This is a genomic window from Virgisporangium aliadipatigenens, from assembly GCF_016863615.1.
GTDB classification, from domain to species: Bacteria; Actinomycetota; Actinomycetes; order Mycobacteriales; family Micromonosporaceae; genus Virgisporangium; species Virgisporangium aliadipatigenens.
Map to the genome: position 1 here is coordinate 1 of NZ_BOPF01000075.1, position 16,757 is coordinate 16,757.

Below are 16,757 nucleotides of genomic sequence, written 5' to 3' on the forward strand. Positions count from 1 at the left end.
CTGTGCCGCCGCACTGGACGCCGAACGCTACATCGCAACGCTGACTCAGCTGCCGACCGGGTAAGCGCCTCAGAGCTGTACCGACCCGCTCGGTCAGTGCGAGACGACCCGGCGCAACGCATGCGCCGTCCACACGATGCGTGTCAGGCTGGCAGCGCACGCCGCGGCCGTCGGCCACGGCAGGCCGGGTCCGGCATTCAGCACGGCCACGATGGCGACGGCGTCGAGCACGATCAGAGTCGTTCCACCCACGGCGCCCGCCCGGGTTCGGCGGTAGCCGAGTCGCGCGGTGGCCGCAACCGCGAGCAGCCCGACGACGGTCAACACGGCCGCCCCGAACACCACCCGCACCAGGGCAGGGGCCGGCAAAGAGGTGGGGCCGGCGAGCAACGCCGCACCCCAACAGGTGCCCACCACCGGGCCGGAGCACAACAGGATCCGGGCGACGCTCCGGCCCGGAGACTGCCGCACGAACGCGGCCAGGACCACATCCAGGTCGCCGAACCGCTCGATTGCGGTCTCGGCCGCCGCGTCCGCGTCCAGGCCCTCGGAGCGCTGCCGTTGGTAGGTCTCGACCAGCCCATCGGCCAACTCGTCCACCACCTCGCGCGGCAGGCACCGCGCCGCCGCAGCGAGGTAGGCGTCGATCAGGTCGTGGCCGGCCATGACGACGGACCCTCCAACAGGGCGGTGACGGCACCGGCGAACGCGCGCCAACCGTCACGGTCGCTCGACAGCCGGCGCCGTCCCGCCGGGGTGAGCGCATAGCTGCGGCGACGACGGCCGTCCGCGACCGACCACGACCCGGTGATCAGGCCGGCGGCCTCCAGCCGGTGCAGCGCCGGATACACGGTGCCGGTCGGCAGATCGAACCGACCGCCGCTGCCCTCGCGCAGCGCCTCCTTCACCGCGTACCCGTGCCGTGGGCCTTGCTCCAGCGCCGCCAACAACAGCACGTCCAAATGCCCCTTGAGCGCTTGAGCCTCAGCCTTCATCGAACCGCTCCATAGGTAGGTATGCTACCTTCACTCCATAGGTAGGAAACCTACTTATGGCGGCCCGCGAAGGGCCGATCGTGAGCGGTGGTGATCACGTGCCGGACGGATCGACCCTCGACATCGGCGGCATCCAGGTGCCCAACGCCGGACCGATATTCCTCACCGCGCTGGCGGTACACGTCGTCGCCGGCACCGTCGCCGTCGTGGCCGGCGCACTCGCCACCACGGCACGCAAACGAGCCGGCCGTCATCCACGCGCGGGCACGGTCTACCTGTACGCCATCGGCGCCATCTTCGCGACCGCGACCGTCATGGCCGTCCTGCGCTGGCGCCACGACTGGCACCTCTTCCTCATCGCCACCGTCGCCTTCACGCTCGCTCTGGCCGGCCGGTGGGTGCGCCGACACCGCACGCGCCGCTGGCTCGCCCGGCACGGCTGTGCCATGGCCGGCTCCTACATCGCCCTGCTCACCGGCTTCTACGTCGACAACGGACCGCAACTACCCGTCTGGGACCGGCTGCCGCCGCTGCTGTACTGGCTGCTACCCGCCGCTATCGGCATCCCGTTGACGTGGCGCGCGTTGGTGCGCAACGGTGCCTTGTCACCGCAACGAAACCGCCGGCCGGGCTCGAAGACCGCACTCTGGCTATGACGTCCCGGTAGGGCCGACATAAGCCGACATCGCCACGCATCTACGCCACAGCGGACGGGCCCGGCCGTGTACCCGACCAAACCGAGCTCATCGCCGCACTACGGAAGGAGCACCTCATGAACGCGCCAACCCCGCCGGCCGCCGGACTACGCCGGTGCGGATGCCGCGATCGCAATCGACCCGCCAACAAGGTCGCCGAACTCGGCAACACTCCCGGCGTCCACATCTGCGCGGGCTGCGCCCTACGGGCAGCACACCGCGCCGGAATCCTGTCCACCCTCGCCGACATCCGGTACGCCGGGCGACAGTTACTCAGGTCCTGGCGCCACCGAGGTGGAGAGTGGCGGTGAACAACCTCCGCTTCACCGCCACCGTGACCGCCGCACCACGCGGGCACCTCTTCATCCCGGTCCCGTTCGACCCGGACACCGCCTGGGGCGCCAAAGCGCGCCACCACATCAGCGGCACCATCAACGGAAGGCGGATACGCGGCACCGTAGAGCCCGCCGGCAACGGACACGGATTCACTCTCGGCCCCGCCTGGATACGCAGCAGCGCACTCGCCCCCGGCGACACCGTCACCGTCGATATCGAACCCGAGGGTCCACAACGCGCCGACCTCGCCGACGACATCGCCGCCGCGCTCGACGCCAACCCTCAAGCGGGAGCATTCTTCGACAACCTCGCCCAGTTCTACCGCCGCGCCTACCTCCGCTGGATCGACGCCACCAAACGCCGCCCCGAACAACGCCCACTGCGCATCGCCGAAACGATCCGCCTCCTCGAAGCCGGACACAAACAGCGCCCCCAGACGTAGCCCGCAACCAAATCCGACAAGCCAGCTGCCGCCGCCGCGATCAAGTCCCCCGGACGACTGATCGCAAACCGCCCCACACCGCCGCACGGTGAATGCACGCCATCACCGAACGCGCGGAGGTTAGCTGTGATCGCCCTGGGCACGCTCTTCAAAGGTGCCGATGCACCAACCCGTCCACCGGTCGCGAGTTCGGCCGGTCCTGCCCGCAACTGTCCACCCGTGGGCACGGGAGTTGGTACTTCGACTGCGCGACAGCGGATCTGCGCGGCCGCCCTTTACGTAACCGCCGCGGCGGATATCCCACCCGCACCGCGGCTTGCGCGGCGCGGGACGAGACCCTCGGCCGGTCCCGCGAAGACCACACCGCGCACACCTGGACCCTCGCCCAGTGGCTGCCCTACTGCGCCGCGGGGAGGCGGGCCGGGCTGCGCTGGAGCGAAGTCGACCTCGACCACGGCGAACTCGCGATCGTGCGGCAACGCACCTCGGCCGGCCCCGGCATCGTCGAAGGCCCACCGAAATCCGCCGCGTCCCGCGGGACGGTCGCCCTCGACCGGCAGACCGTTGCGGTGCTGCGCGCGCACCAGCGTCGGCAGCAGGCCCGCCCCGAGGCGTGGGTCGCCGCCGGCAAGGTCTGGCACGACACCGGCTACGTCTTCACCGGCCCGGACGGCAGCCCGCTGCACCCGGCCTACCTGACCCACCGCTTCACCGAGCTGGTGATCGCTTCCGGGCTGCCGCCGGTGCGGCTGCACGACCTCCGGCACGGCGCGGCGGCCCTCGCCCTGACCGCCGGCGTCGATTTGAAGGTGATCCAGGACCAGGTCGGCCACGCCACCATCGTCACCACCGCCGACACGTACACCAGCGTGCTGCCGGTGACCCCGCGCCGAGCGGCGGAAGCGACCGCGAAGGTGGTCCTCAAGGCCGCCCGCCAGCACCGAGAGACGGTGCAGCGCAGCGCCGTCGCGGCGGCGAGAAAACGAGATCAGGGATTCCCCGCGACATGACCGCCAGCAGGGGTCCGCGCAGCTCAACGGCCCGTCCTGCCGGAGCAGAGACGGGCCGCAGGCACGGCGTCCGGACGGCGGCGACCGTCCACATAGAACTCAATGAGCAGCTATCTTGCCTGCTCAACGTGCGCGCCCGAAGGGACTCGAACCCCTAACCTTCTGATCCGTAGTCAGATGCTCTATCCATTGAGCTACGGGCGCTCGGTGCTCGACCAGTGTACATACCCCGGTTTCGCGGTCTTGCGCGGAGGCTCCGGGATTCGAACCCGGGATGGGCTTTAAGACCCAAACCGCATTAGCAGTGCGGCGCCATAGACCAGACTAGGCGAAGCCTCCATCGGTAACCCGAAGGCCACCGCCGGTCGAGGATACAGGTCCGTCCCCTGGGCGGGCAAAGTGGTTACCCTCCGGCGCGCCGCGGATCCACTTTTGCGCCGACGGGCGGTCCTTCCCGGGGCCGATTAACCTCGGGTCATGGCAGAAGATTCCAGCTCGGCGCAGCCCCGCAAGCGCCGCCCCAGTCCGGGTGCGCCGCTGTTCCTGCCTCCCGCCGGCACCTCTCAGGAGCGTCAGCGCTCCGCTCCCACTCCCCGCTCGGCGCCCTCCGACCCGCACAGGGGAACCGGCACCGGCGCGACCGGACAGGGATCCCGCCCTCCGGAAACCGGAACGCCGGCGAGCAAGCCGCCCCGGACGAAGGCACCCGGGAAGAAGGCCTCTTCTCGAGGCGGCTCGTCGGATGACACCGGCGCACCGGCTCCGCAGCAGCGCTCCCGCAGCGGCGGCCCCACGCAGTCGGCTCCGCCTGCGCAGCCGGCCCCGCCGACCCGGTCGAGCGGGTCGACGCGCTCGGCTCAGCCACCGAGCCAGGACGACACGGAACCGCCGCGCAAGAGGGCCACCCCGCCGGCGAAGACGGCCAAGGCCACCCGCAAGGCGACCACGGCCGCGAAAGCCACCCCCACCAAGAACGCCACCTCGGCCACCGAAGCCACCGAGCCGGCCAAGGCGGCCCCTCAAAGCAAGGCCGCGCCCGCCACGGCGACGCCGACCGACGCCCCCGCGCCGGCCGAGGCAAGCCCTCGGCGCAAGGCCACACCTGCCACGTCAGCACCCCCGTCAAAGACCACCGCCCCGACCGGGGGCACCGCCGAGCGGACCGAGGCCGCCCCGCCCACGAAGGCAGCGTCTCCCACGGCCAACGCCCCCGCGACGTCCCCGACCCCCACCGCCGAAGCCGCCGGCCCCGCCAAGCTCACCCCGCCGAAGAAGGCCGCCGGAGCCACCAAGGCCACCCGAGCCGCAGCAACCACCAAGCCGGCCAAGGCAACCAGAGCCACCCGACAGGCCACGCCCGAGCCCGCTGCTCCCAGCCTCCCCGCGCCCAGTGCTGCCCCGCCGGCGACCACGGCCACCACGCCCGGCACCCCGGCCACATCGGAGCCCGCAGCAGCCACCAGCCCTGCCGCATCGGCAGAGCCGGCCACACCGACCAGGAAGAGCACCGCCGCCAAGGCCACCACGCCCACCAGCCCGTCGGCATCGGAGCCCGCTGCCACCAGCCCCGCCGCACCAGCAAAGCGGGCCACACCGGCCAAGAAGAGCACCGCCGCCAAGGCCACCAGCCCGGCCACACCCGAGCCCGCAGCCACCACCCCCACCGCACCAGCAAAGCGGGCCACACCGGCCAAGAAGAGCGCCCCCGCCAAGAAGACCGCCACCCCAAGAAAAACCCAACCGCTCAAGGCCACCGAGCCCGCAACACCCGCAGACCCGGCGACCCCCACCGAGCCCGCAACACCCGCAGACCGGGTGACACCAACCGAGCCGACGAATACCGGCCCAGCAATATCCTCCGAGCCGACAACGGCAGCCCGCGCAACGACACCCGCCGTTTCGACGGCGACACCCGACCCCACTGCACCCACCGGGTCAGCGACCCCAGCCGGCCCAACGACGCCCGCCGACCCGGTGACGGCAGCCGAGCCAGCAACGGAGTCCCCCGCCAAGGCTGCGAAGAAGGCAAAGCCCACCACGAAGAAGGCCACCCCCCGAAAGACCCCGCCACCGACCACCCAACCCTTCGACTTCACCGAGCCCACGGCCGCCGAGGCCGCCCCATCCCCCACGCCGGCCGACCCCCAGGGGCACCCTCAACCGGATCCGCTGCTCCCGGCCGCGGAGTCCGCGGCGAACGAGACCATCACGGTCGAGCGGAGCCAGATCCTCCCCGCCGTCCCGGTGGTCACCGGCGAGATCGTCCACACCGAGGGTTCCCCCGCCGCACCGTCCCTGCGCGACTTCGCGCTTCGTCCCGGCCATGCGGTCGAACTGCTGGCCCTGACCGCGGTCGCCCGATACGGCGAGGCCGCCCGGTCGAACGTGACCTGGCTACGCGACACCTACCCGAACGCCGCGGCCGAGGGCATCGCCCGGGTGGCCGCGCACCGCTACGTCCGCCAGGCGCGTAACCGCGGGGCGGTGAGCGGCCTGGCGGGGCCGGTGGCCGTTCTGCTGGACTCGGGTGCGCTGAACGCCCTGCACGCCGAACTCATCCTGCACATAGCGGCGGCGTTCGGGCTGGACCCGACGGCCCCCGAACGTGCGGCCGAAATCCTGTACCTGCAACGGGTGCACGACGACCTGACGGATGCGAAGGCGGCGGTGCACGCGGCGACCCGCACAGCCACCGGCCCCGGAACGGAGTTGGCCGCCTGGCTGACCGGCCCGGATCCGGTGCGCCTGTCGAAGCCGCTGGCGCGGGTGCTCGGGTTCGGCCTGTTGCGGGTGGGCGCACGCCGCCTGTTGGGCCTGGTCCCGGGCGCCGGCGCGTTCATCGGGGCGATCGCCAACGCCCGCGCCACCGACGAACTGGCCGGCCGCGCGCTGCGCTTCTACCGCACCAGAGACGCCGCACCAGGGACGCCGCACCAGGCGAGCAGGACCGGCGAGTAGGACCGGCCGGTAGGACAACAGAGGAGCGGCCCCTCACAGGTGAGGGGCCGCTCCGAAAACCGAAACTGCGAACGACCTACGCGCGCACATCCACGAGCGTCTGCCCACGCGACGCCGTGGCGTCCGCGAAGTCCACGACGCCGAGGTAGCGCACGCCGGGCGTGAGCCCGCTCCAGGAGGCCGTCACCGTGGCCTGCTGGCCGGTGGTGACGTTCTGGGTGGCCGGCGAGACGCTCAGGCTGCCCGGTGTGCTGTCGAGCACGTGGGTGTACAGCTTGACGTCCTGGGTGCCGACCCCGGGTGCCTTGGCGTACTGCACGACGAAGACGTCGTACGTGCCGCCGCCGCCCAGTGTCACCGTTTCCTCGGGCCCGCCGGATCCGCCGACGCCGACCAGTTCGCCGTTGAGGTAGACGTACAGGTCGATGTCCGCCCCGGCCGGATAGTCACCGTTGACGGTGGAGAACCGTACGGCCCGGTTGGTGTTCGGCACGTTGATCGTCTTGCGTGCCACTCCCGGGCCGGTGGCCGGGGCGTTCACGTTGAAGCCCTGCTCCGTCCCGGAGAGCTTGTACGTGTCGATGCTCGGCGCGACGAGGCCCGCGGCGCTCGCCTTGAGCTGGCCGCTGTAGTAGGTGCCGACCTTGATCTGCGCCGAGCCGCTGGTCCCGGTCCCCGTCACGGTGGCCGGTGCGTCCAGGGACTGCGGCCGAACGACGATCGGGCTCTTCACGGTGTGCCCGCGCAGGTCCGACCAGCTGAGCGAGCCCTGGGTGAACTGGTCCAGCGGCGCACTCGTGCGGGTGATCTCGATCGTGTACGTCGCGGAACGCCGCGGCAGCACCGTCAGCGTCGACGGGGTGACCGTCACGGTGACGCCGGGCGGAGCCTGAACGCGGGCGAAGTACACGCTCGCCTGGTTGGTCGTGTTGGTGACCGTGCGGGTGATCTTCTGCTTGATGCGGAGGTCACCGACGGAGATCGACGGGTAGTTGAGGTCGGACGGGTCGATCGAGCCCGTGGTGGCGCACGCCGACTCGCTGTCCTCACCCAGCGGCAGGTCGATCCCGGTGCCGCACAGGTACTGGATCCACTCCAGCGGTCCCGACTGGTACACGAGGCCGGGGTTGAACGCCGCACCCGGGCGCACGTGCCCGGCGCCGTACTCCAACGGGGTCGCCGCCACACCGAGGTCGGGCCGCTGGATCGGCTGGCCCTGGTTGTCGGTCTGCGTGGCGGTGGTCATCAGCGCGGACTGGACCATCGACGGCGTCCAGGTCGGGTTGGCCTGCTTGATCAGGGCGGCGATGCCGGCGATGTGCGGGCTGGCCATCGAGGTGCCGCTGAGCAGGTTGTAGTTGGACCGGGCCGGGTTGGCCTCGGGCGAGTACGCGGCCACGATGTCCACGCCGGGGGCGAGGATGTCGGGCTTGAGCAGGTCGCCCTTGTTGTAGTCGACCGGGCCGACCGACGAGAACGCGGTGACGCCCGGCGCGGCCTGCGCCTTCTTCTCCGTCGGGCCGATGGCCGCCGTGGCACCGGCGCCGGCCGAGGCGATGTACGCCTTGACGGCCTGCCCCTCGGTGGTGCCGAGGTGGGTGGACGGCACGGAGTGGATCTCGGCGACCAGGTTGTTGGGCGACGGGTTGTACTGCACCATGCCGACACCGCCGGCGCGCTTGACCTCGGCGCTCTTGTCCACGCGGGCGTTCACGCCACGGGCACAGAGCACGATCTTGCCGGTCACCTTGGCGGGATCGAGCGTGTTGGCGACGCAGGCACCCGCGTTGGCGGGGGTCGAGCCGGCCACGCCGGAGTTCGCGGCGTCGACGAGGCCCGCGGAGGGGACCGTCGCACCGACGCCCGCGCCCTCGTAGGTGGCGCCGTTGCCGAGCGTGACGCTCTTCGAGTACCGCACCGGGTGGGTGCCGGCGCCGACCGTGGTCATCCACGGGTCGGCGTTGTCGACGGTGTTGGCGCCGGGGCCGGCGTTGCCCGCCGAGGCGGCGATGAAGACGCCCGCCAGGGCCGCGTGGTAGAACGCGATGTCGATGGGGCTCGGCGTGTCGTCGTCGTCACCGATCGAGTAATTGATGACGTCGACGCCGTCGGAGACGGCCGCGTCGATCGCCCCGATCAGGTCGGTGCCGGTGCCGCCGGCGCTGCCGGTGGCCGGGTTGTGCCACAGCGCCTTGTAGATCGCGAGCCGGGCGGCGGGGGCCATGCCGACCGCGGTGCCGAGCGAGGTGCCGGCGACGTTCGCGTCGGCCGGGACGCCGGCGGCGGTGCTGGCGGTGTGGGTGCCGTGGCCGTTGCGGTCGCGCGGCGACCGGTGCTCGCCGACCGAGAAGTTCTGCGAGACCCGGAAGTACCGGGCGCCGATCACCTTGTTGTTGCAGGTGATCGGGTCGGTCTCACCGGTGTCGCAGATGCCGTACCACTTGTTGGCGATGGTGTCGGCGTCCGGCCGGGGCTCGGGCAGTGCCGCGAAGCTCGGGCTCTCCGGCCAGAAGCCGGAGTCGATGACACCGATGATCATGCCTTCGCCGGCGTTGCTCTGGCCGTTGAACTGCTGCTGCCACACGCCGTTCTGGCCGGACATGCCGAGGAAGTCGGGCGTCGTGACGGTCTGCGCCGAGTATGTCTTGTCCTTGTAGACGTTGACGACACCCGGCGTCTTCTTCAGCTTCTCGGCCTGTCCGACGGTCAGCTCCGCGGCGAACCCGTTGAACGACACCTCGTACTGCCGCACCGGCTTGGTCGACGACGCCAGTCCCGCGTCCTTCAGCGCCTGCTGGCGGCTGGTGCGCAGGTGCTCGCGATAGGCGTTGTAGTTCCACGCCTTGGTGTCGAGCTTGCCGCCGGCGGTCGGCTTCGTCGCGGGAATGTTCCCGACGCCGCCGTTGTACGTGGCGAGCGGGTTGCCCGCCAGCTGGACGATGTAGAGCGCGGATGACCCGTCGCTGCTCGGCGCGGCCGAGCCGCTGCCCGGAGTCACCAGCGTCACCGCGGCGACGGACGCCAGAACGAGCGCCGCAGCGGCGGGGCCCCTGCGCCCACGCCGGTCAATTAATTGCACTGCTGCAACCTCCATGTCCGCGCGAGGCCCGTGAGGGGTATCGCGGGCCGCATCCCGGCGCCAGTGCACCCGGTCAGGTTCGCTGACCAGGGCAGGCCGGTATCGAGCGCAGGATATGCAGGGTCGATGCGAATATGGAAGATCAACGAATAACGGAAAGGGTAAGCCTTCAGCGCAGGAAGCTCAGGTGTTCGCGCAGCAGGGCGTATCCGACAAAAGACACCACGTCGAGGATGGTGTGGGCGATGACCAGCGGCAGTACCCGCCGCGTTCGCACGTACCACAGCGAAAAGACGACGCCCATGACGACGTTGCCGACGAATGCGCCCACGCCCTGATACAGGTGATACGAGCCGCGCAGCACCGCACTCGTCGTCACCGTCGTCGCGACGCACGCGCCCAATTGCTGCAATCGAGTTTGTAGATACGCGACCACGACGATCTCTTCCAGAACGGCGTTCTGGGCCGCGGCGAGGATCAGTACGGGCACCGTCCACCACAGGTCCGGCAGGGCGGCGGGGACGACGTTGGCGTTGAGGCCGAGCTCCCGCGCCACCACGTACAGGCCGAGGCCGGGCAGGCCGATCAGCGCGGCCAGGCCGGCGCCCGAGGCGAGATCGAAGACGGGCCGCGGGCGGTGCAGACCGAGGGTCGCCCGCGCATCGCCGGGGTCCCGACTCAGCAGGTGAACGGCGAAGAGCGCCGGCATCACCCCGAAGACGACCCCCAGCAGTTGGTAGGTGAGGTCGAGATACGGCCGTTCGCTCACGGAGCCGTTCAATGTGGCGCTCTGCGCGGCGAGACCGCCCGGGGCGGTGAGCTTGGCGATCAGGGAGACCAGCGCGTACACGGCGGAGGCACCGAGCGACAGCGCGAGGACGAACAGCACCTCGGTACGGCGGGTCCGCCACTGGGAGTCCCGCGGCTCACGGAGCAACACGGCCAAACCCTAGCTTCCACCCGGAAGAGGTATCGGGCGTAACGGACCGAACCGGAATCCGGTTGATCACCATTGAACGTCGCACCGCTCTGACACACTCCGATCGCACACGTAGTGCGACTAAGTCGACACGCCCATCGCCACTCTCTATCCGTGAGCGATCTCGCGCGGCTTCTGAAGGAGAGCTGGACCCTCGTCGAGGAGCAGCAGGACCGGCTCGCGAGCTACTTCTACGCGAAGCTGTTCCTCTCCAACCCGCAGCTACGGGACCTGTTCCCGGTGCAGATGGACGTTCAGCGCGCCCGCCTGCTCAACGCCGTCGTCACCGCCGTCCAGTCCGTCGACGATCCGGAACGCCTCAACGAGTACCTGCGCGCGCTCGGCCGCGACCATCGCAAGTTCCATGTCAGCTCGGAGCACTACGACGTGGTCGGCGGCGCGCTCATGGACTCGCTGCGCACGTTCGCCGGTGAGTACTGGACGCCGGAGTTCGACCAGGCCTGGCGGGACGCGTACGGCGTCATCGCGGAAAAGATGATCACCGGCGCGGAGACCGACCGGGACCAGCCGCCGTACTGGCACGCCGAGGTGCTGCAGCACGAACGCCGCGGCCGCGACATCGCCGTCTTCACCGTGCGCCCCCTGCAGGAACTGCTCTTCCGCGCCGGCCAGTACCTGAGCCTCGAGTGCCGCTACCAGCCCCGGCTGTGGCGCACGTACTCGATGGCGAACGCCCCGCGCAAGGACGGCACGATCGACTTCCACGTGCGCGCCCTCGGTGCCGGCTGGGTCTCCAGCGCGCTGGTGCGCCGGTTGAAGGCGGGCGACATGCTGCGCCTCGCCGCGCCCATGGGCTCGATGACACTGGACCGGCGTTCCACGCGGGACATCGTGTGTGTCGCGGGCGGCACCGGCCTCGCGCCGATCAAGGCCCTGCTGGAGGAGCTGACCCGCTACAACCGCACCCGCTGGGTGCACGTCTTCTTCGGTTCCCGCGACCGGGACGACCTGTACGACCTGGAGTGCCTGAACCGGCTCGCCGCCCGGTATCCGTGGCTGTCGGTGGTGCCGGTGTGCAGCGAGGACCCGGACTACCCCGGCGAGCAGGGCAACCTGAACGAGGTCGTGGCCCGGTACGGCCCGTGGCAGAACCACGACTTCTTCGTCTGCGGCGGCCCGTCGATGGTCCGCACGACGCTGCGCACCCTGGCGGAGCTGCAGGTCCCCCCGGCGCGGGTGCGCTACGACGCGTTTGCCGAGAGCTAATACGCCCAGGGCCGCCCGGTCTGGTCGTACTCCTCGACCGGCACCAGCGGCGCCTCCCCCGACATCCGATCCACGTACAGCAGCCCGTCGAGGTGGTCGATCTCGTGCGCCACCAGCCGGGCGACGGCCTGCTCGTAGGTGCTCTCGACGCGTTCCCCGGTGAACGTCACGCTTTCCACGGTCAGCTGCAGCGGCCGGGCCACCTGCCCGCGTACGTCGAAGAAGGAGAGGCATCCCTCGTAGCGTTCGTCGACCTCGGCGGAGGAACGCAGGACCCGCGGGTTGACCAGCACGATTGGCTCGGCGGAGCCCTGTGGGCGCACCACGGCCGCCGCGAGCGAGAGGCCGAGCTGCGGAGCGGCGAGCCCGATCCCCTTGGTGAACGGGTGCAGCTGTGACAACCGGTCCAGTGCGTCGGTCAGCCGCTGGACGGTGGCGCGGGCCAGTTCCTCCTCGCGCGGCAGGTCGAACCAGCGGGCCGGCAGGTGCAGGACCTCGGCGCCGCGCTGCACGACCCCGGCCGCCGCCATCGGTGCGTGTTCGGTGGCACCCGGCTCCACGGCCGGGCCGGGATGTTCACCCGGTGCGCTCGACCCGCTCTCGAACAGGGACGGCCGGGCGTCGTGCGTTCCCTCGCGCTGGGTCGGAATGCCCGCGCTGCGGAAGCGCCACTCCAACCGGTACCGGGCGTGCAGCGGCGGATTGTCGGTCTCCCAGCCGAACACCGCGCGGTCGCCCTCGATCTCCTGCTCGATCGGGGTCCGCAGCGGCACGGCGGGCGCGCTGAACGACGTCTCGACGCCCCACACCACGGGTCGCATGGACATCGGCAGGTCGAGTTCGACGCGCAGCCGTCGCGTGGGCAGCCGCACGGCGCGCTGGAACCAGTGGCCCCACTTGTCCGCCCCGACGTTGTACGTGTACTGGATCGAGGTGCGCCGGCCGGGGTAGAGCGGGAACTTCCCGTGGTCGTTCTCGAACAGCAGCCACGCGGCTTTGAACGCGTCGCGGTCGGTCTTGATCCGCCAGTGCATCGGCTCGTCCTCGCACGAGGCGACGAGACCCAGTTCGCCCCAGTCGAGGGGGTGCGTGCGGTGGTGGGCGTTGGAGCGTTCGCTCTCGTTGGGGTAGCGGTCGACGGCGATGCGGATGAGGTAGCCGGTGACCGGCTCGGGGCCGGCGTTGTGCAGGCTGCGGTGCACCGTGCAGCGGTAGACACCGTCCACGAGGGACAGTCGGGCGGATTCGCGTTCGACGACGAGGCCGGCGCCGGGCGGCAGCCAGGTCTCGGGCAGCGGTGCCTCGCGCGCCGGGCCGGGCACGACCCGTCCCCTGGTGTTGGCGCGCAGGTCGTCGTATTCGCGGAACCGGCGCCAGATCGCGCCCCCGGACTGAAGAACGGCCTCGGCCCGCTTCGCGAAGTCCTCGGTGGGCCGGTGCCGATGCGCTTCGACGTGGCTCAGATAGGAGGGGTCGAACCCCATGGCGGCGGCGAGCTGCTTCTTCGACAGCCCCCGCTCGGCTCTCCACCGGGCGAACTCCGCGACGAACTCCGCGGATGCCCGTTGAACGGGCGACTCGCCGGTGCTCATGCCGCCGGCTCGCTTCGCTCCCCAGCGCCCCGAGACACGAGTGCGCAGTGCCAAACGATTCGCTCCCGCAGGCGTCCGCTCATGCCGCCGGCTCGCTTCGCTCCCCGGCGCCCTGAGACACGAGTGCGCAACGCCAAACGATTCGCTCGCGCAAGCACTCGCTCATGCCGTGCGCCCCGCTCCCCAGGAAGCCCGCCGGTCAGTTGTCTAACAGACAGTGTCGCGGCGACGACACTCCGAACGCAGGTAGTCGACAGATTCCTGACAAAGGGTTGACACGGGCAGGCTGGGAGCGCTCTCACCACAAATCAGACCACGACAGCACCCTCCGCCACGTTGAGTGAACACCGAGTCAGATATGGGCGTCCCGTTGGTTAGGCTCTCCTAAGTCCGCTACAGTGCGCGTGAATGCACGAAGTGGGGGTATGACACCGTGGTGATGACCGTGCCGCGCGATGCCACAAGCGCACCGCTAGCACCCGTCATCGCTACGCTGTGTGCAATAGAAGAGCGTCACGGCGGAGCCCCCGTACACGGCCTGGCCCGCGGCCTCACCGCCGTCGACCCCCGGGACTGGAGCCCCGCCGCCGACCTCGTCTCCGGCCGCCGGATCCCCGAGTTCCTCGACGCCGCCAAGCAGCGGTGGAACGCCCAGCCGCACGCCGCCGCCGCACTCGCCTGGAAGTGCTACACGTACTGGAGCGCGCTGCCGGCACTGGTCGGCTTCGCCGGTTCGCGGCGGGTGCCGCTGCCCGATCCGGGCGCCGTGCTGGTGCGCTTCGCGACGACGCAGCCGTTCCTCACGATGGCGTTGCGCCGGCCGACCGTGGCGGTGCTGGCGACCGATCCGATCGCGCGTTCGGGTGACCCGGACATCCTCGTCTGCCGCGACGACGCCGAACTGCTGGGCCACCTGCGCCGCGTGCTGATCGACGAGCACCTGACCCCCCTGATGGAACGGCTCCGCGGCGACGTGCACATCGGCAAGCGGCCGCTGTGGGGTTCGCTCGCGTCGAGTGCCGCGCACGCGCTGTCCCGCACCGCCGACGCGATCTGGCCGGTGTGGCCGCCGGTCACCGGTGCCGCGGGGCAGGGTTGCGCGCGACGCGCCGAGCCGGCCCCGCTGATCGAGCTGATCGAGGAGGTGCTGGGCGCGCTCGGCGTCGGCGACCTGGTCACGCTCGACACCGACCCGCAGACCGGCGCGCTGTCGATCCAGCGGCGCACCTGCTGCCTGGCGTTCACCCTGCCGACGCCGAAGGTCTGCTCCGGCTGCTGCATCCGCTAATGCCCGGCTCTCAGCCCTTGGGAACCTGCCAGACCCACATGCCGCCCACCAGGGAACCCTGCGGCAGCAGCTGATCCATCAGGTTGCGCACCACGTCCGCCCGCGGGTGGTGGGCCGGCAGCACCACCAGGTCCGCCCGCATGTCCGCGAAGTCCGCCCGGGCCCGCGCGATCTCGTCCACCGTCACGAGGCGGGGCCGCCCCTGATCGGCCACCTCGGAGATCATCCGCATCGTCCACGGATAGGCCGGACCGTAGGCCGCCCGGCGGGTCGGGTCCCCGGGCTGCGGCGCCAGGAAGTAGCCGCCGAAGATCGCGAACTCCTGGTCCGCGGCCGTCTGCCACTGCATCGCGTGCAGGTTGGACTGCCACATCGCCGGCACGCCGACCAGCACACCGCCCTTCGGCACCCAGTCCCGGAAGGCGCCGTCCGTGAAGAATACGGGCACCTTCGGACGTTCCGTCACAGGAATCGGAGTGGGCACGAGCGGTGCCAGGACCGCGACCAGGACGATCCACGGCACCGCCGTCGCCGGGCCGGCCCGCAGAGCCGAGACCGGATCACCCATCCGCTGCACGGCGCGCGCCAGGAGGATCCCGACCAACGGAGTGACCACCAGCGCCAGCCGCGTCGGCACCACCGAGTCGAACAGCGGCAGGTGCGCCAGGAACTGCCACGGCCCGCCCCACTCCGTCGGCTCGCCGTTGAGGTTGATCACGCTGCCGAGCGACAGCGCGGCGAACGTCACCGCCGTGAACGCCACCGCCCGCACCACCGGGTCGGCGCGCAGCCACACCACCAGCACCACCAGGGCGATCAGCAGCGGCCAGCCGAAGAACGTGTTCTCCTCGGTCGGCCCCTGCGACAGCGGCTGCGAGGTCTCGGCGGTCCCCGCGATCGACCGGCGGGCGAACGACCAGTAGCTCGCCAGGTCGGCGCCGTAGGCGAGGACGAAATCGGGCAGCCCGCGGTACGCGCCCCGCCCGAAGAACTGCCGGCCGAGCGGATACGCCAGCGCCGCGCCGGCCACCAGCGCCGTCGTGCCCAGGGTCTTCATTGCCGAGGGAACGACCGGAGCCAGCTCGCGCGGCCGCGCCGCCGCATACGCGATCAGGAAGAGCCCCAGGGCCAGTGCGGTGAGGAAGAGCAGCTCCTCGTTGATGAAACATTGCACGACGACGAGGCCGGCAAGCACGAGCCCGCGCCGGATCGGGCGTCGCGTGTCGCGCATCCCCACCACGGTCAGCACGATCAGCGGCAGAACGTACTGCGCGGCGATGTTCGGGTGGCCGTTGGTGTGCGTGACGATCGCCGGCGCGAAGCCGCTGAACCCCCCGCCCACGGCGGCGGCGATCCTGCTGCCGGTCAGCTTCTGAAGCGCGTAGTACCAGGCGGCCGCCGTCCCGAACAGGCCCATGGTGAGCAGCAGCGCCAACGTCGTGTGCGCCCCGAACAGCCACGTCACCGGCGCGAGCGGAAGCGACCAGGCCAGGACCGAGGTGTTCGCCATGAGGTTCAGCCCGTACGGCGCGTTGATCAGCTCGGAGAACATCGGATCGTCGAGGTGCCGCACCGCGTTGGCCCCGTGGGTCAGCACCCACTCGAAGAAGACCTGATCCTGGTAGTTGTCCTCGAGCACCTGCCCGGCCGGATCCCGCCACACCTTCCAGGTGAGAAACACCGCACCGAGGAAGTAGAGAAGGTACGGGACCCACCGGGTCGGGTTCCGCGGCCGCGGCGGATCGACCTCGGGAGTCTCATCCTCACTGGCCGTCGGCAGAGTGTGCACGGCGCGAGTCTATTGTTCCGGGACGTGCCGGATAAGTCTGCCATTGCCGCCATCGCCGAACGTCTACGCGCCCGCGGCTACTCCCTGGACGTGCAGATGCTCTGCCTCGCCGAAGAGGCCGGCGAGGTGATCCAGGCCTACCGGCGCGCGGCCGGCAAGGCACGCACCCCCGGCGAGTGGTCCAAGGTCGCCGAGGAACTGGCCGACATGGTGATCGTCTCCCACGTGACCGCGCTCCTGGCCGGCATCGACCTGGACGCCGCCATCGCCGCCAAGCTCGACGCGATCAAGGCCCGCGGCGGCATCTAAGGCGTGTCCTGCCGATCATGGTGTAGCCGAGGCGAGGCCCAGGCGTCGCGTCGCAAGT

The 16,757-nt window shown here is 70.7% G+C and carries 15 protein-coding genes and 2 tRNA genes; 7 read left to right on the top strand and 10 right to left on the bottom strand.

Features of this window, described 5'->3' with window-relative positions; genetic code table 11:
- Positions 1–93 precede the first annotated feature (93 nt).
- Both Val02_RS46070 and Val02_RS46075 read right to left on the bottom strand, forming a co-directional pair.
- Complete coding sequence (locus Val02_RS46070; protein WP_203905724.1) at positions 94–666, bottom strand: hypothetical protein; 573 nt, start codon at positions 664–666, stop codon at positions 94–96.
- Positions 648–995: a PadR family transcriptional regulator gene (locus tag Val02_RS46075; protein WP_203905725.1), complete on the bottom strand. Its 348-nt coding sequence runs from the start codon at positions 993–995 to the stop codon at positions 648–650. The genes Val02_RS46070 and Val02_RS46075 overlap by 19 nt, the downstream gene beginning before the upstream one ends.
- Positions 996–1,075: 80 nt before the next feature.
- Between Val02_RS46075 and Val02_RS46080 the strand changes: the two genes are divergently transcribed.
- From Val02_RS46080 to Val02_RS46090, 3 genes are all read left to right on the top strand, one after another.
- Positions 1,076–1,651 carry a hypothetical protein gene (locus Val02_RS46080; RefSeq protein ID WP_203905726.1) on the top strand — a complete coding sequence of 192 codons (576 nt, stop codon included), beginning with the start codon at positions 1,076–1,078 and terminating at the stop codon, positions 1,649–1,651.
- Between the two features lie 346 nt (positions 1,652–1,997).
- Positions 1,998–2,468: a YdeI/OmpD-associated family protein gene (locus tag Val02_RS46085; protein WP_239153852.1), complete on the top strand. Its 471-nt coding sequence runs from the start codon at positions 1,998–2,000 to the stop codon at positions 2,466–2,468.
- 92 nt (positions 2,469–2,560) lie between these two features.
- Entirely contained in the window at positions 2,561–3,478 is a 918-nt protein-coding gene (locus tag Val02_RS46090) for a tyrosine-type recombinase/integrase (protein ID WP_203905728.1), read from the top strand.
- A gap of 131 nt (positions 3,479–3,609) precedes the next feature.
- Here the strand turns inward: Val02_RS46090 and Val02_RS46095 are convergent.
- The 4 genes from Val02_RS46095 to Val02_RS46105 all read right to left on the bottom strand — a co-directional run bounded on the left by Val02_RS46095 (position 3,610) and on the right by Val02_RS46105 (position 5,202).
- Positions 3,610–3,682 (bottom strand) — tRNA-Arg (locus tag Val02_RS46095).
- A gap of 44 nt (positions 3,683–3,726) precedes the next feature.
- Positions 3,727–3,817 (bottom strand) — tRNA-Ser (locus Val02_RS46100).
- A gap of 518 nt (positions 3,818–4,335) precedes the next feature.
- Complete coding sequence (locus tag Val02_RS48515) at positions 4,336–4,458, bottom strand: hypothetical protein (protein ID WP_275415687.1); 123 nt, start codon at positions 4,456–4,458, stop codon at positions 4,336–4,338.
- A gap of 39 nt (positions 4,459–4,497) precedes the next feature.
- A complete protein-coding gene (locus tag Val02_RS46105; RefSeq protein WP_203905729.1) occupies positions 4,498–5,202 on the bottom strand; it encodes a hypothetical protein in 705 nt (234 codons plus the stop codon).
- A gap of 250 nt (positions 5,203–5,452) precedes the next feature.
- On the opposite strand from Val02_RS46105, the gene Val02_RS46110 reads away from it, so the two are divergent.
- Positions 5,453–6,436: an EcsC family protein gene (locus tag Val02_RS46110; protein ID WP_203905730.1), complete on the top strand. Its 984-nt coding sequence runs from the start codon at positions 5,453–5,455 to the stop codon at positions 6,434–6,436.
- 76 nt (positions 6,437–6,512) lie between these two features.
- Here Val02_RS46110 and Val02_RS46115 read toward each other — a convergent pair whose 3' ends face one another.
- Positions 6,513–9,443, bottom strand: a complete 2,931-nt coding sequence (locus Val02_RS46115) for a S8 family peptidase (RefSeq protein ID WP_239153853.1) — start codon at positions 9,441–9,443, stop codon at positions 6,513–6,515.
- A 241-nt stretch (positions 9,444–9,684) separates the two neighbouring features.
- Positions 9,685–10,455, bottom strand: coding sequence for a CPBP family intramembrane glutamic endopeptidase (locus tag Val02_RS46120; protein WP_203905732.1), 771 nt, complete (start codon positions 10,453–10,455; stop codon positions 9,685–9,687).
- Between the two features lie 153 nt (positions 10,456–10,608).
- Between Val02_RS46120 and Val02_RS46125 the strand changes: the two genes are divergently transcribed.
- Positions 10,609–11,721, top strand: coding sequence for a globin domain-containing protein (locus Val02_RS46125; protein ID WP_203905733.1), 1,113 nt, complete (start codon positions 10,609–10,611; stop codon positions 11,719–11,721).
- Here Val02_RS46125 and Val02_RS46130 read toward each other — a convergent pair.
- Positions 11,718–13,313: a peptide deformylase gene (locus tag Val02_RS46130; RefSeq protein ID WP_203905734.1), complete on the bottom strand. Its 1,596-nt coding sequence runs from the start codon at positions 13,311–13,313 to the stop codon at positions 11,718–11,720. The genes Val02_RS46125 and Val02_RS46130 overlap by 4 nt on opposite strands.
- A gap of 439 nt (positions 13,314–13,752) precedes the next feature.
- On the opposite strand from Val02_RS46130, the gene Val02_RS46135 reads away from it, so the two are divergent.
- Entirely contained in the window at positions 13,753–14,601 is an 849-nt protein-coding gene (locus tag Val02_RS46135) for a hypothetical protein (RefSeq protein ID WP_203905735.1), read from the top strand.
- A 10-nt stretch (positions 14,602–14,611) separates the two neighbouring features.
- On the opposite strand, the gene Val02_RS46140 is transcribed toward Val02_RS46135, so the two are convergent.
- Positions 14,612–16,390, bottom strand: coding sequence for a hypothetical protein (locus Val02_RS46140; protein WP_203905736.1), 1,779 nt, complete (start codon positions 16,388–16,390; stop codon positions 14,612–14,614).
- A 24-nt stretch (positions 16,391–16,414) separates the two neighbouring features.
- Between Val02_RS46140 and Val02_RS46145 the strand changes: the two genes are divergently transcribed.
- Complete coding sequence (locus Val02_RS46145; RefSeq protein WP_203905737.1) at positions 16,415–16,699, top strand: MazG nucleotide pyrophosphohydrolase domain-containing protein; 285 nt, start codon at positions 16,415–16,417, stop codon at positions 16,697–16,699.
- Positions 16,700–16,757: the final 58 nt, after the last annotated feature.

What these genes read in the sequence shown, in the direction of transcription:
- Val02_RS46070 (WP_203905724.1), bottom strand. Translation starts at nt 666, where the DNA reads ATGGCCGGCCACGACCTGATCGACGCCTACCTCGCTGCGGCGGCGCGG.
- Val02_RS46075 (WP_203905725.1), bottom strand. Translation starts at nt 995, where the DNA reads ATGAAGGCTGAGGCTCAAGCGCTCAAGGGGCATTTGGACGTGCTGTTG.
- Val02_RS46090 (WP_203905728.1), top strand. Translation starts at nt 2,561, where the DNA reads ATGCACGCCATCACCGAACGCGCGGAGGTTAGCTGTGATCGCCCTGGG.
- Val02_RS46130 (WP_203905734.1), bottom strand. Translation starts at nt 13,313, where the DNA reads ATGAGCACCGGCGAGTCGCCCGTTCAACGGGCATCCGCGGAGTTCGTC.
- Val02_RS46135 (WP_203905735.1), top strand. Translation starts at nt 13,753, where the DNA reads ATGACCGTGCCGCGCGATGCCACAAGCGCACCGCTAGCACCCGTCATC.